The following is a 14,124-nucleotide window of genomic DNA, read 5'->3' as shown; positions in this document are numbered from 1 at the left end:
AAACAGAAGCTTCAGCAGGTTGGCCACCAGCTTGATGATACGACTCGTCAGCAGGGTGAGGGCAGCTTTCATCAGGACACCGCCAGGCCAGCGGTCACGGTGAGGACATGGCAGGATCACGATATCCACGCGACAGAATATCCGAATAATCTTGCAGGAATCGGGAGTAACCTGAAGTGCCTCAAGCGCCCATCAGTGCATTCGTTTCCTGTCCCTTGGTAAGCTGGTGCCGAACTCACCTCAGTGTCCCTCCCCCATGATCCGCCGTTTCCTGCCGCCCCCGCTTCGCCAGCCGCGCTGGTGGGCCCTGCTCGTCATCGGGCTGTGGCTCGGTTTCACCGTGGCGACCCTGACGCGCCTCCCCACCTGGGGCCTGGTGGCAGTCGCCGGGGGATGGCTGCTGCTGGCCCGCCGGTGGCGCTGGGGGGCACCGCCGCATCCCCACCCCGTACGCAGGGTCTGGCCCTGGTCGCTGCTGCCGATCGTCCTGTGGGGGCTCTACGTCTACCTCGCCGACAGCTTCGGCATGGTCGATCTCGGCGCAGTGTTCTTCCACCTCCAGGCCGGCATGGAGGAGCATGGCGGCGGGGAGCGCATCGGCGCCGCCATCTTCTATACCCTGAGCATGCTGCTGCTGCTGGTCTCCTTCACCTGGCTGGTGCGGGTCGACCATCGCTGGCGACTGGCGGAGCGGCTGCTCGCCCTGGCCCTGCTGGCGGGCAACCCCATGCTCTATGGCATCGGTCAGCGCGGCGCCGCCATCGTCACCGAGGATGGCGCCTGGCTGGAGCGCCAGTATGTCGAGCCAGTCATCCTCGAGGCCCCGCGCGACCCGCCCAACCTGCTGCTGCTCTACCTGGAGAGCCTCGAGCGCACCTATGCCGACCGGGAGCGCTTCGGTGATGCCTATGCCCATCTGGAGGCCCTGGGCGAGAAGGCCGTGGTCTTCGAGGGGGTCCGCCAGGTCGACAACACCGGCTGGACCATGGCCGGCATGATCGCAAGCCAGTGCGGCACGCCGCTGATGCCCGCCGGGCTGCTGCATGACAGCCAGTTCGAACCCCTCGGCAAGGTGGTGCCGGGCGTCGACTGCCTGGGTGACCTGCTCGACGCCCGGGGCTACTCCCTCACCTACATGGGCGGCGCCAGTACCCGGTTCGCCGGCAAGGGTGTCTTCTACCGGGACCACGGCTTCGACAGGGTCCTGGGACGGGAAGAACTGGAGCCAGGGCTCGAGGACCCCGACTACGTGAACAGCTGGGGCCTCTACGACGATACCCTGTACGACCTCACCGTCGAGGAGATGCGCCGGCTGGAGCGCCAGGACGGCCCCTGGGGCCTGGTCAACCTGAGTATCACCGGGCATGCCCCCAACGGCTACCCGGCCCGCGACTGTCGGGAGAGGCAGGGCGAGTTCGACGGCGTGGACATCCTCTATTCGGTGGAGTGCTCGGCCTGGCTGGCCCGCCGGCTGGTGGAGCGGCTCGAGGAGGAGGGCCTGCTGGAGAACACCCTGGTGGTGGTCGCCAGCGACCACCTGACCATGCGCGTCTCCGCCTGGGAGCAACTGGTCGCCGGGGAGCGGGACAATACCTTCATGCTACTGGGGGAACAGTTGGAGCCGCGCCGGCTCGAGGTCGAGGCATCGACCATGGATCTCCTGCCCACGGTGCTCGAGGCCATGGGTTTCGTCATCGACTGGCATCGCGCGGGGCTGGGAGTGTCGCTGCTCTCCACCGAGCCGACCCTGGTCGAGGAGCACGGGCTGGATACCCTGAATGCCCGCCTGAGGGAAGAAACGGCCCTCCAGGAGCGCCTGTGGGAAGGCCTGGAGCCGCCGCAGGGCCCACCGCCGCCCCCGGAGCCGGTCGTCGAGCAGGTCGTCGAGACCCCCAAGGACCAGGCGCCCGAGGCGCCCGAGGAGTTGCCCTAGCTTGCCAGCATTGCCTGCAGGATTCGCTCGGGCATGAGCTGATTCAGGCAGTTGGTATGGCCCAGCGGGCAGGTGCGCTGGAAGCAAGGCGAGCAGTCGAGGGCGAGATAGTGCACCTCGGCGTTCTCGGTCAACGGCGGTGTATAGGCCGGCGAGGATGACCCGTAGATGGCCTGTACCCGGGTCCCTACCGCGGCCGCCACGTGCATCAGCCCGGAGTCGTTGGTCACTACCTGCTGGCAGTCACCGAGCAGGTCGACGGCATCCGCCAGTCGCGTCCTGCCGCACAGGTTGTGGGTGTGGGGAAGCGCATCGGCGATCACCTCGCCGGCCTCCACGTCCTTGGGACCTCCCAGCACGCGGACCTCGAACCCCTCTATCACCAGCGATCTCGCCAGTTCCCGGAAATAGGCGAGCGGCCACTGCTTGGCGGGACCATATTCGGCCCCCGGCATCATGCCGATAGCCGGCCGCGACGACAGCCCCAGTTCGACACGGCGCTCGACCAGGTTCTCGGTGTCCAGACGCAGCCGGGGCCGGGGTATCGGGAAGTCGCCCCGGGAGGCCTCCTCCGCCGGAAGCCCCAGGGCCACGAAGCGCTTGACGGTCTGGTCCAGTACCGTCTTGTCGAGCCGCCTGCGGTCATTGAGCAGCCACAGGCGCTGCTCCCCGGTGAAGCCGGTCCGCCGGGGGATCCGTGCCAGGAAGGGCACCAGCGCCGACTTCCAGGAACGCGGCAGCACGATGGCATGGTCGAAGCGCCCCTGCAGGGAGCGGGCGAGGTGCCGCCGGGTGGCCAGGCCGAACTGGCCATGCCCCACCTCGAGGCTGGCCACCTCGTCGACCTCGTCCATCCGCTCGAGGATCGGCCGCGACCAGGCGGGGGCCACCACGGTGATCCGGCTGCCCGGCTGCCTCGTCTTCAGGGTCTTGAAGAGGCTCTGCGCCATGACCATGTCGCCGACCCAGGAAGGCCCGACCACCAGGATGCGAGGCTCTCGAGAGGCCGGCACCTGCGGGCCCTCAGCCATTCAGCCACTCCAGGTACTCGCGCACGCCCTGGGCCACGGTACGGAACTCGCCATCGTAGCCGGCCTCGCGCAGGCGGCTGATGTCGGCGCGCGTATAGCTCTGGTAGCGCCCCTTCAGTTCCTCGGGAAAGTCGATGTACTCGATCCTGCCGCGCCCATAGTAGTCGACCACCGTCTCGCCGATGGCCTTGAAGGGCTCGGCGCGGCCGGTGCCCAGGTTGAAGATGCCGGAGGCCTCGGGGTGATCCAGGAACCAGAGGTTGACGTCCACCACGTCGCCCACATAGACGAAGTCGCGGCTCTGCATGCCGGCCTCATAGCCCTCCCAGGCACCGAACAGCTTCACGTTCTGGCCGGCGCTGATCTGGGTATGGTGATGGTAGGCGACGCTGGCCATCTTGCCCTTGTGCTGCTCCCGGGGCCCGTAGACATTGAAGTAGCGAAAGCCCACCACCTGGCTGGTGAAGTCGTCGTGGCGGGCACGCACGTACTGGTCGAACAGCAGCTTGGAGTAGCCGTAGACGTTGAGCGGCTTCTCGTGCTCCGGGGCCTCGAAGAACACCTCGCTGCCCCCGTAGGTGGCCGCCGAGGAAGCGTAGAGGAAGGGAATGCCCTCGCGCTGGCAGAAGTGCAGCAGCACCTTGGAGTACTCGAAGTTGTTCTCGAGCATGAAGCGCCCGTCCCACTCGGTGGTGTCCGAGCAGGCGCCCTCGTGGAAGATGGCCTCGATGGGCGGCAGGTGCGACACCTCGCCATTCATCGCCGCCTTAACCCGGGCGAGGAAGTCATCCTTGTCCAGGTAGTCGCCGAGGGTGCAGTCGGCGAGGTTCACGAACTTGGTACCGTCGCTGAGGTCGTCGACCACCAGCACATCGTCCCGGCCACGGGCATTGAGTGCCTTGACCAGATTCGAGCCGATGAAGCCGGCCCCGCCTGTCACTACGATCATGGGAATCCTCTCGTCTCCGGGCCTGCGCCTATAACCGATCTTCCGGTGATTGTATACTTGACGGCTCGTGAATTCATGGCCAACGGTGCTTCCAATGACACAGTCGACGCCAGACGTGACAACCTTCCAGGGCCTGATCCTCGCCCTGCAGCAGTACTGGGCCGATCAGGGCTGCGTGATCCTCCAGCCCCTGGACATGGAGGTGGGCGCCGGCACCTTCCACACCGCCACCTTCCTGCGCTCCATCGGCCCCGAGACCTGGAACGCGGCCTACGTGCAGCCTTCCCGCCGCCCTACCGATGGCCGCTACGGCGAGAACCCCAACCGTCTCCAGCATTACTACCAGTTCCAGGTGGTAATGAAACCCTCCCCCGCCGACCTGCAGGATCTCTACCTGGGCTCCCTCAAGCACCTGGGGCTCGACCCGCTGATCCATGACATCCGCTTCGTCGAGGACAACTGGGAGTCTCCCACCCTCGGCGCCTGGGGCCTGGGCTGGGAGGTCTGGCTCAACGGCATGGAAGTGACCCAGTTCACCTACTTCCAACAGGCCGGGGGCCTGGAGTGCTATCCGGTCACCGGCGAGCTTACCTACGGCCTCGAGCGCATCGCCATGTACCTGCAGGATGTCGACAGCGTCTACGACCTGGTCTGGACGGTGGCACCGGATGGCAGCCGCGTCACCTACGGCGACGTCTACCTGCAGAACGAGCGCGAGCAGTCGGCCTACAATTTCGAGCACGCCGACGTCGACTTCCTCTTCGCCTCCTTCGACCACCAGGAGCGCGAGTGCACCAAGCTGCTGGACGCCAGCCTGCCGCTGCCCGCCTACGAACAGGTGCTCAAGGCCTCGCACACTTTCAACCTGCTGGATGCCCGCCACGCCATCTCGGTGACCGAACGCCAGCGCTACATCCTGCGCGTGCGCACCATGGCCCGTGACGTGGCTCAGGCCTACTTTGACTCGCGCAAGGCCGCCGGCTTCCCGCTGGCCCCCGAGGCCTTGCGCCACGAACTGCTTGCCGAACAGGGAGACGCTTGATGGCTGCCAATACCCTACTGGTCGAACTGGGCGTCGAGGAGCTGCCACCGGGCGCCATCGATGATCTCTCCGACGCCCTCGCCGAGGGCATCCGCCGGGGTCTCGTCGAGGCCGACATCGACTTCGGCGAGGTCCTCGCCCATGGCGGCCCGCGCCGCCTGGCCGTCCAGGTGCGCGAGCTGGCCGACAAGCAGCCCGACCGCGAGGTCGAGCGTCGTGGCCCGGCCCTGGCCGCTGCCTTCAAGGAGGGCCAGCCGACACGCGCCGCCGAGGGTTTCGCCCGCTCCTGCGGCGTCGGCGTCGACGACCTGATCCATCTGGAGACCGACAAGGGCACCTGGCTCGGTTACCGTGAGCAGCAGCAGGGCGAGGCCACCACGACCCTGCTGCCCGCCATCGTCGAGAAGGCCATCGGCGCCCTGCCGGTGCCCAAGAACATGCGCTGGGGAGCCTCCCGGGTGGAGTTCTCCCGTCCCGTCCACTGGCTGGTCATGCTCTACGGTGACGAGGTGGTCGAGGCCAGCGCCCTAGGCCTGCAGGCAGGACGCACCACCCGCGGCCACCGCTTCCACGCGCCGGCACCCATCGAGCTGGCCCACGCCGAGGACTACCTCGGCGCCCTGGAAAAGGCCTGGGTGCTGGCCGACCGCGACAGGCGACGCGAGCGTATCCGCGAGCAGGTACTGGCCGAGGCCGAGGTCCAGGAGGCCACGGCCGTGATCGACGAGGAATTGCTCGTCGAGGTCAGCGGCCTGGTGGAGTGGCCCGTGGCCCTGACCGGCAGCTTCGACGAGCGCTTCCTCGAGGTCCCCGCCGAGTGCCTGATCTCGTCCATGAAGGCCAACCAGAAGTACTTCCACCTGCTCGACCACGAGGGTCGCCTCAAGCCGCTGTTCATCACCATCGCCAACATCGACAGCCACGAGCCGGAGCAGGTCATCCAGGGCAACGAGAAGGTGATCCGTCCGCGCCTGGCCGATGCCGCCTTCTTCTACGACACCGACCGCCGCCGCCCGCTGGCGGAGCGGGCCCCGGAACTGGCCGGTGTTGTCTTCCAGAAGGCCCTGGGCACCCTGGCCGACAAGGCGCATCGCAGCGCCGCCGTGGCGGCCTTCATCGCCGGTCGCATCGACGGTGACGTGGCTCAGGCACGGCGCGCCGCTGAGCTCGGCAAGTGCGACCTGGTCACCGAGATGGTCCTCGAGTTCCCGGAACTCCAGGGCATCATGGGACGCTACTATGCCGCCAACGACGGCGAGGCCGCCGAGGTGGCCCAGGCCCTCGAGGAGCAATACCTGCCGCGCTTCGCCAGCGACGCGATCCCCCGGACTCGCACCGGCCTGGCGCTGGCACTGGCCGATCGCCTCGACACCCTCACCGGTATCTTCGGCATCGGTCAGCGCCCCAGCGGCACCAAGGACCCCTTCGCCCTGCGCCGGGCCGCCATCGGCGTGATCAACATCCTGGTCAAGGGCAAGCTGGCCCTCGACCTGCGTGAGTTGCTGGAACTGGCCGCGGCGCAACACCAGGAGCTTCCTTATGCCGAAGGGCTCGTAGACGAGGTGCTCACCTACATGCTCGACCGCTTCCGCGCCTGGGCTCGCGATGAGGGCATCGACACCGAGGTCTATCTCGCCGTGCGTGCCCGCCCGGTGACCCAGCCCCTCGACTTCGCGCGTCGCCTGCGCGCCGTCCAGGGCTTCTCTCGTCGCGAGGAGGCCGCTGCACTGGCCGCCGCCAACAAGCGGGTCTCCAACATCCTCGCCAAGCAGCAGCACGACGGCAGCACCGAGGTGAAAGCCGACCTGCTCCAGGAGCCCGCCGAGCAGGCGCTCTACGAGGCCCTGGCGTCTCGCCGCCAGGCGGTGATGCCTCTCTTCGCCGAGGCGCGCTACAGCGAGGCGCTGGATGCCCTGGCGGGCCTGCGCGAGCCGGTGGACACCTTCTTCGACCAGGTCATGGTCATGGCCGAGGACCCGGCGGTTCGCCGCAACCGGTTGGCCCTGCTCGCCGGCCTCCAAGGCCTCTTCCTGGAGGTGGCGGATATCGCCCTGCTCCAGCAGTAAGCAATCCTCGTGGTGAGAACCGAGGGCCGGCGAGCGATCGCCGGCCTTTTTCATGCCCGACACCGCCTGTTCCACGTGAAACATCCAGGCATCCGGCATGCCGATTACCGGCTTGGCAGGAGATGTTCCACGTGAAACACTCCTGCACAACGGACAATCTGCCCTAGGAGATCACCACCATGCCCGCAGCCGACAGGCTCGTGATCCTCGACCGAGATGGGGTCATCAACCGGGACTCCGACGACTACGTGAAGTCCCTCGAGGAATGGATCCCCTACCCTGACGCTGTCGAGGCTATCGCCCGGCTCCACCGTGCCGGCTGGACAGTGGCCGTCGCTACCAACCAGTCCGGCATTGCCCGCGGCTACTATGGCGTGGAGGTGCTGGAGGCCATGCATGGTCGGCTCCGCGACCTGGTTCGCGAGGCCGGCGGAGAAATTGCCCATATCGCACACTGCCCCCATGGCCCGGGTGACGACTGTGATTGCCGAAAGCCATTGCCTGGCTTGCTGGAAGAGATTCGGCAGGTCTTGTCGCTGGACAACCTGGAAGGCAGCTGGATGGTCGGCGACAGTCTGCGCGACCTGCAGGCCGGCGAACCCATGGGTTGTCGACCGGTGCTGGTCCGCACCGGCAAGGGCCGTCGTACGGAGGAAAAGGGGGAAGGGCTCCAAGGCGCGATGGTCTTCGATGATCTCGCGGCCTTCGTGGACTGGCTGCTGGCACGGGAGGAGAAGGGACAGGCAGCCCAGTAGCCCCGGGAAGACAGTACGCTGAACGCGACAAGGCCGGCTTCAAGAGCCGGCCTTGTCGTTCTGTTACCTGTCAGACAACGCGATGTTTCACGTGGAACACCGCGCCTCGGCCATCAGATATCCAGGTTGGCCACCAGGGCATAGCGTTCGATGAAGTCGCGGCGAGGCTCGACCTCGTCCCCCATCAGGGTATTGAACATCATGTCGGCGGCGACCGCATCCTCGATGGAAACCCGCAGCATGCGACGGGTATCGGGGTTCATGGTCGTCTCCCAGAGCTGGTCCGGGTTCATCTCGCCCAGCCCCTTGTAGCGCTGGATGGAAAGGCCACGCTGTGCCTCGGCCATCAGCCACTCCAGGGCATCATAGAAGGTCGCCACGGGCTTCTGTCGCTCACCACGAGCCACATAGCTGCCCTCCTCCAGCAGGCCGTCCAGCGTCTCGCCGAGGCCTGCCATGGCGCGATAGTCGGCACTGGTGAAGAACTCGATGCCCCAGACATAGTCGGTGGTGACACCATGCGCCGTCAGTGTCACCGCGGGCAGGAAGACGCCACGCTCACCTTCCTCCTCGAGGCGGAAGGTGTATCGCGGCCCCCCCTCGTAGGAGACCAGGGCATCCATCTCGGCCTGCAGGTACTCGATCCAGTTCTGCATGGTGACGCGGTCGCGCAGGCTCTGCTCCCCGTCGAGATGCGCCGCATGGACGATCTTGCGCAGCACGACATTGGGATAGACGCGTGAGAGGCGATCGATGCGCTTCATCACATCGCGATACTGGTTGACGAGGGCTTCCAGCTGGGCACCGCCGATACCAGGCGCATCCGCGTTGACATGCAGCCGAGCACCGTCGAGCGCCGTGGTCGTCAGGTAATCGATCATCGCCTGCTCATCCTTGAGATAGAGCTCCTGCTTGCCACGCTTGATCTTGTAGAGCGGCGGCTGGGCGATGAAGACATGGCCGCGCTCGATCAGCTGCGACATCTGGCGGAAGAAGAAGGTCAGCAGCAGGGTACGGATGTGCGAGCCGTCCACGTCGGCATCGGTCATGATGATGATGGAGTGATAGCGCAGCTTGTCGGGATCGAACTCCTCGCGGCCGATACCGCAGCCCAGGGCCGTGATCAGGGTGCCGACCTCGGCCGAGGAGAGCATCTTGTCGAAGCGTGCCTTCTCGACGTTGAGGATCTTGCCCTTGAGCGGCAGGATCGCCTGGGTGCGACGATCCCTCCCCTGCTTGGCGCTGCCGCCGGCCGAGTCACCCTCGACGAGGAATAGCTCGGAGAGGCTGGGGTCCTTCTCCTGGCAATCGGCCAGCTTCCCGGGCAGGCCCGCGATGTCCAGGGCCCCCTTGCGGCGAGTCATGTCGCGCGCCTTGCGCGCCGCCTCGCGAGCCCGGGCCGCGTCCAGCATCTTGTTGACGATGGCCTTCGCCTCGTTGGGCTTCTCGATCAGGTATTCCGAGAACAGCCGCCCCATCTCCTGCTCCACCGCGGTCTTGACCTCGGAGGAAACCAGCTTGTCCTTGGTCTGGGCAGAGAATTTCGGGTCCGGAACCTTGACGGAGATGATCGCGGTCAGTCCCTCGCGGGCATCGTCGCCGGAGGTATTGACCTTGGCCTTCTTGAGCAGCCCCTCGGCCTCGATATAGTGGTTCAGCGAGCGGGTGAGGGCCGCACGGAAGCCGGCCAGGTGGGTGCCGCCATCCCGCTGGGGAATGTTGTTCGTGTAGCAGAAGATGTTCTCGGAGAAGGTATCGTTCCACTGCATCGCCACTTCCACGCCGACGCCATCCTCGCGCTCGGCATTGAAGTGGAACACCGGGTTGAGCACGGTCTTGTTGGTATTCAGATGGTTGACGAAGGCCTTGAGGCCACCTTCGTAGTGGAACAGCTCCTCCTTGCCGCTGCGCTCGTCCATCAGGCGGATGGCCACGCCGGAGTTGAGGAAGGAGAGCTCACGGAGGCGCTTGGCCAGGATGTCGTAGTGGAACTCGATGTTATGGAAAGTCTCGGAAGAGGGACGGAAATGCACGCGGGTCCCGCTCTTCTCCGTCTTGCCTACCACCGACAGCGGGGCGTCGGGGACCCCATGGTGATAGACCTGCTCGTGCACCTGGCCCGCACGCCAGATGGTCAGCCTCAGCTCCTCGGACAGGGCATTGACGACGGAGACCCCCACGCCGTGCAGGCCACCGGACACCTTGTAGGAGTTGTCGTCAAACTTGCCGCCGGCATGCAGCACCGTCATGATCACCTCGGCTGCCGACACGCCCTCTCCCTCGTGGATGTCGGTCGGCACGCCGCGACCGTTGTCGGTGACGGTCACCGACTCGTCGGGATGGATGATGACCCGGATCTCGCTGCAGTGCCCGGCCAGGGCTTCATCGATGGAGTTGTCCACCAGCTCGAACACCATATGGTGCAGGCCGGTGCCGTCGTCGGTGTCGCCGATATACATGCCCGGCCGCTTGCGTACGGCATCCAGGCCCTTGAGGACCTTGATGCTCGATGAGTCGTAAGCCTGTTCGCTCATTGACTACTCCGTCATGAAGTCTGTCTGTCCAGTGGCAGCAGCTGTCCCTGCCCCGATTCGGAATGTTTCACGTGGAACATCGCCACCTGGGTGTCCGGCTGCCAGAGCCCTGCCAGGGCATCGGGGTCGACACTGGTGATGAATACCTGGCAGCGCATGCGTTCCAGCCAGCCGCAGAAGACCCGGCGATGCTCGAGATCCAGCTCGGCAGGCAGGTCGTCGATCAGGTAGATGCAGGTGCGGCCTGTGACCTGCTCGAGCAGGCGCCCCTGGGCCAGCTTGAGGGCACTCACCACCAGCTTCTGCTGGCCGCGGGAGAGAACTTCCACCGCCGGACGCTTGCCGAGACGAATACCCAGCTCTGCCCGCTGTGGACCCTGCTGGGTAAAGCCCATCTGGCAATCCGTGGCACGGGCATCGCGAAGGATATCCGCCAGTTCACGCCTGCGGTCCCAGCCACGCGAGTAGCGCAGCGTCAGCCCGGGCAGCGCGATCAGCTCGGCCAGCGTGTCCTCGAATACCGGCACGAACCTCTCGATCCAGTCGCGACGCATGCCATCCAGTCGGTCGCCCCAGTGCACCAGCTCCTGTTCCCACGCATCCAGGGAAGCATCTGTCATTCTACCATGCCGGAGAAGGGCATTCCGATGTTTCAGCGCGCGTCGGAAGCGTCGCCAGACATCGAGAAAACCATGTTCCACGTGAAACACGCCCCAATCGAGAAACTCGCGCCGCCCGGCCGGCGGGCCCTCCAGGAGACGGAAGGCGTCAGGATTGATCAGCTGCAGCGGCAGGGTCTCCACCAGGCGCGAGACGCGCTCCAGACGTTCTCCCGCCAGGCGCATCTCAAGCTCACCACCCTCGCGGTGCCGGCGTATGCCGATGGCCATCGCCGGCTCGCCGGCCACGCGGCCGTGCAGCGTCATGGCGTCGGCTTCGTGAGCAATGGCATGACGCAGCTGGCGGGCGCGAAAGGAACGTCCCATGCCCAGGACATGGATGCCCTCCAGCAGGCTGGTCTTGCCGCTGCCGTTGGCGCCGGTGAAGAGGTTGATGCGTGGACCCGGGGTCAGGTCCACGGCCTGCAGGTTGCGCAGGCCATGGAAGGCAAGGCGTTCGAGAGGCATCAGGCGAGATCGACCGCGGCGATGGCGGCACCCGAGACAGGTACCGCCTGCCGGCGCCTCAGAGGCGCATCGGCATGACGACGTACATGGCGTCGCCGCCGCCGGGCTCTTCCATCAGCGCACTGCTGTTGGGATCGGCCAGGGTCATCTGTACGCGATCCTCGTCCAGCACGCTGAGCACGTCGACGAGATAGCCGACATTGAAGCCGATCTCCATGGCCGGCCCGCTGTACTCGATGGCGACGTTCTCCTCGGCCTCTTCCTGCTCGGGGTTGTTGGCCATCACCCGCAGGTTGCCCTCCTCGAGATTCAGGCGCACGCCACGGTACTTCTCGTTGGAGAGGATGGCCGTGCGCGACAGCACCTGACGCAGCTCGGCACGGTCGGCGATGAAGACCTTGTCACCGCCGCGCGGGACGACCCGCTCGTAATCGGGGAACTTGCCGTCGACCAGCTTGGACGTGAAGGTGAAGTCGCCGGTGTGGGCACGCACATGACTGGCGCCGAGGGTCAGACTGACCGGCTCCTCGCCATCATCGAGCAGCCGCACCAGTTCCAGGACCCCCTTGCGCGGCACGATCAGCTTCTGGGAGGGTTCCACCTGAATCTCGGCCGGACGCGAGCAGACGGCAAGCCGATGGCCGTCGGTAGCCACGGTACGCACCAGATTGTTGCCCAATTCGAGCAGCATCCCGTTGAGATAATAGCGGACGTCCTGCTGGGCCATCGCGAAGGAGGTCGCATCGATCAGGTGCTTCAGGATGCCCCGCGGCAGGCTGAGCTCCACGTTACCCGGATCATCCTCGATATTGGGAAATTCGGCCACCGGCAGGGTCGAAAGGGTGAAGCGCGAGCGACCGCTGCGCAGCACCGCCCTCCCCTCCTCGAGGGAAAGCTGTATCTCGGACTGGTCCGGCAGCGACTTGCAGATGTCCATGAGCTTGCGCGCAGGCACCGTCGCCGAGCCAGGCTCCTCCACCAGGCTGGCGGCGGTGCGGCCGATCAGCTCGACCTCGAGGTCGGTGCCGGTAAGGGAGACCTGGTCCTGGTCGACCTGAATCAGCACGTTGGAGAGTACCGGCAGGGTCTGGCGTCGCTCCACCACGCCGGCAACCAGCGTCAGCGGGCGCAGCAGCGCTTCTCGGGAGATGGAAAATTTCATGTCTGCTCCACTACTTGTCCTGGAGGGGTTGAGGCCGGCGACCCGACCGCTGGTGTTCCGTTCAGCTGGTCAACAGCCGCAGCAGATTCTTGTAGTCCTCGCGGATGTCCGCGCTCTCCTCCTGCAACGCCTTCACCTTGCGGCAGGCATGCAGCACCGTGGTGTGATCTCGGCCACCGAAGGCATCCCCGATCTCCGGCAGGCTATGGTTGGTCAACTCCTTGGCCAGAGCCATGGCGACCTGGCGGGGCCGGGCCACCGAGCGGGAACGACGCTTGGAGAGCAGGTCGGCAAGCTTGATCTTGTAGTACTCGGCCACGGTGCGCTGGATGTTGTCCACACCGACCTGCTTGTCCTGGAGCGCCAGCAGGTCCTTGAGGGATTCGCGGATGAAATCCTGCGTGATCGTCTTGCCCATGAAGTGGGAGTCGGCGATCACCTTCTTGAGGGCCCCTTCCAGCTCACGCACGTTGGAGCGGATCTTCTGGGCGATGAAGAAGGCGGCGTCGTGTGGCAGGTCGACCTTGGCCTGGTCGGCCTTCTTCATCAGGATCGCTACCCGGGTCTCCAGCTCCGGCGGCTCGATGGCCACCGTCAGCCCCCACCCGAAACGCGACTTCAGGCGTTCCTCTACCCCACTGATTTCCTTGGGGTATCGATCAGATGTCAGGATCATCTGCTGGCCGCCCTCGAGAAGGGCATTGAAGGTATGGAAGAACTCCTCCTGGGAGCGCTCCTTGCCCGCGAAGAACTGGATATCGTCGATCAGCAGGGCATCGACGCTGCGATAGAAACGCTTGAAGTCATTGATGGCGTTGAGCTGCAGCGCCTTGACCATGTCGGCCACGAAGCGCTCGGAATGCAGGTAGACGACGCGGGCATTCTCGCGACGCGTTGCCAGGGCGTTACCCACGGCATGCATCAGGTGGGTCTTGCCGAGGCCGACCCCGCCATAGAGGAACAGTGGGTTGTAGGCGCCGCCGGGATTCTCGGACACCTGGCGAGAAGCGGCCCTGGCCAGCTGGTTCGACTTGCCCTCGACGAAGGTCTCGAAGGTGAAGTTGGGGTTCAGGCCGCTGCTGTGCTTGAGGCTCCCCTCCACCTGCACCTGGCGCTCGCCGCCGCGCCGCTGGCCGGCGCCCTCCTCGCGCAGCTGATCGATCTCGCGCTCATCCCCCACATCACCACGCGGGGGCACCTGGACTGCCGGTGCGGCTGGCGCTCGTGTCGCCGAGACGGGATTGCCCAGCTCGCGAGGTTGAGGGCTCGGCGCCGCGCGGCGACTGCCGACGGTCAGCACCACCTTCGGCGGCTTGGCGGGCGAGAGCTCACGCATCAGCTCGCTGATCCGCTTGGCATACTTGTCGCTGACCCAGTCACGCACGAAGCGGTTCGGCGCCAGTAGGCGCAACTGGTTGGACTCCCCTTCCTCCGCCTGCAGCGGGCGGATCCAGGTATTGAACTGCTGCGAATTCAGTTCATCCTGCAGGGTATCCAGACATTGTTGCCAGAGAGCCAGTGACAC

General features: G+C 65.8%; 10 protein-coding genes. 4 read left to right on the top strand and 6 right to left on the bottom strand.

Annotation, left to right across the window (positions count from 1 at the left end):
- The first annotated feature begins 256 nt into the window (after positions 1-256).
- Positions 257-1,933, top strand: a complete 1,677-nt coding sequence (locus tag P8934_RS00050) for a sulfatase-like hydrolase/transferase (protein WP_278032362.1) — start codon at positions 257-259, stop codon at positions 1,931-1,933.
- On the opposite strand, the gene waaF is transcribed toward P8934_RS00050, so the two are convergent.
- Both waaF and rfaD read right to left on the bottom strand, forming a co-directional pair.
- Positions 1,930-2,964 (bottom strand): lipopolysaccharide heptosyltransferase II, encoded by a 1,035-nt coding sequence (waaF, locus tag P8934_RS00045; protein WP_278032361.1) that lies wholly within the window; start codon positions 2,962-2,964, stop codon positions 1,930-1,932. The genes P8934_RS00050 and waaF overlap by 4 nt on opposite strands.
- Positions 2,957-3,913 carry an ADP-glyceromanno-heptose 6-epimerase gene (gene rfaD, locus P8934_RS00040; RefSeq protein WP_278032360.1) on the bottom strand — a complete coding sequence of 319 codons (957 nt, stop codon included), beginning with the start codon at positions 3,911-3,913 and terminating at the stop codon, positions 2,957-2,959. Before rfaD ends, waaF begins: the two co-directional genes overlap by 8 nt.
- Positions 3,914-4,007: 94 nt before the next feature.
- Between rfaD and glyQ the strand changes: the two genes are divergently transcribed.
- From glyQ to gmhB, 3 genes are all read left to right on the top strand, one after another.
- Positions 4,008-4,955, top strand: a complete 948-nt coding sequence (gene glyQ, locus P8934_RS00035; RefSeq protein ID WP_278032359.1) for a glycine--tRNA ligase subunit alpha — start codon at positions 4,008-4,010, stop codon at positions 4,953-4,955.
- Positions 4,955-7,021, top strand: a complete 2,067-nt coding sequence (gene glyS, locus P8934_RS00030; RefSeq protein ID WP_278032358.1) for a glycine--tRNA ligase subunit beta — start codon at positions 4,955-4,957, stop codon at positions 7,019-7,021. Before glyQ ends, glyS begins: the two co-directional genes overlap by 1 nt.
- 179 nt (positions 7,022-7,200) lie before the next feature.
- Positions 7,201-7,776, top strand: a complete 576-nt coding sequence (gene gmhB / locus P8934_RS00025; RefSeq protein WP_278032357.1) for a D-glycero-beta-D-manno-heptose 1,7-bisphosphate 7-phosphatase — start codon at positions 7,201-7,203, stop codon at positions 7,774-7,776.
- A 113-nt stretch (positions 7,777-7,889) separates the two neighbouring features.
- Here the strand turns inward: gmhB and gyrB are convergent, their stop codons facing one another.
- The 4 genes from gyrB to dnaA all read right to left on the bottom strand — a co-directional run bounded on the left by gyrB (position 7,890) and on the right by dnaA (position 14,124).
- A complete protein-coding gene (gene gyrB / locus P8934_RS00020) occupies positions 7,890-10,310 on the bottom strand; it encodes a DNA topoisomerase (ATP-hydrolyzing) subunit B (protein ID WP_133637129.1) in 2,421 nt (806 codons plus the stop codon).
- An 11-nt stretch (positions 10,311-10,321) separates the two neighbouring features.
- Positions 10,322-11,437, bottom strand: coding sequence for a DNA replication/repair protein RecF (gene recF, locus P8934_RS00015; RefSeq protein WP_278032356.1), 1,116 nt, complete (start codon positions 11,435-11,437; stop codon positions 10,322-10,324).
- A gap of 58 nt (positions 11,438-11,495) precedes the next feature.
- Positions 11,496-12,599: a DNA polymerase III subunit beta gene (gene dnaN / locus P8934_RS00010; RefSeq protein WP_133637131.1), complete on the bottom strand. Its 1,104-nt coding sequence runs from the start codon at positions 12,597-12,599 to the stop codon at positions 11,496-11,498.
- 61 nt (positions 12,600-12,660) lie between these two features.
- The gene (gene dnaA / locus P8934_RS00005; RefSeq protein WP_106231148.1) at positions 12,661-14,124 is read right to left on the bottom strand and encodes a chromosomal replication initiator protein DnaA; all 1,464 of its coding nucleotides are present in this window, start codon (positions 14,122-14,124) and stop codon (positions 12,661-12,663) included.

The organism is Halomonas sp. CKK8 (assembly GCF_029625235.1).
GTDB classification, from domain to species: domain Bacteria; phylum Pseudomonadota; class Gammaproteobacteria; order Pseudomonadales; family Halomonadaceae; genus Halomonas; species Halomonas ventosae.
Note: the sequence above shows the minus strand (reverse complement) of the source record. Positions and strands in the feature narration are given on the sequence as shown.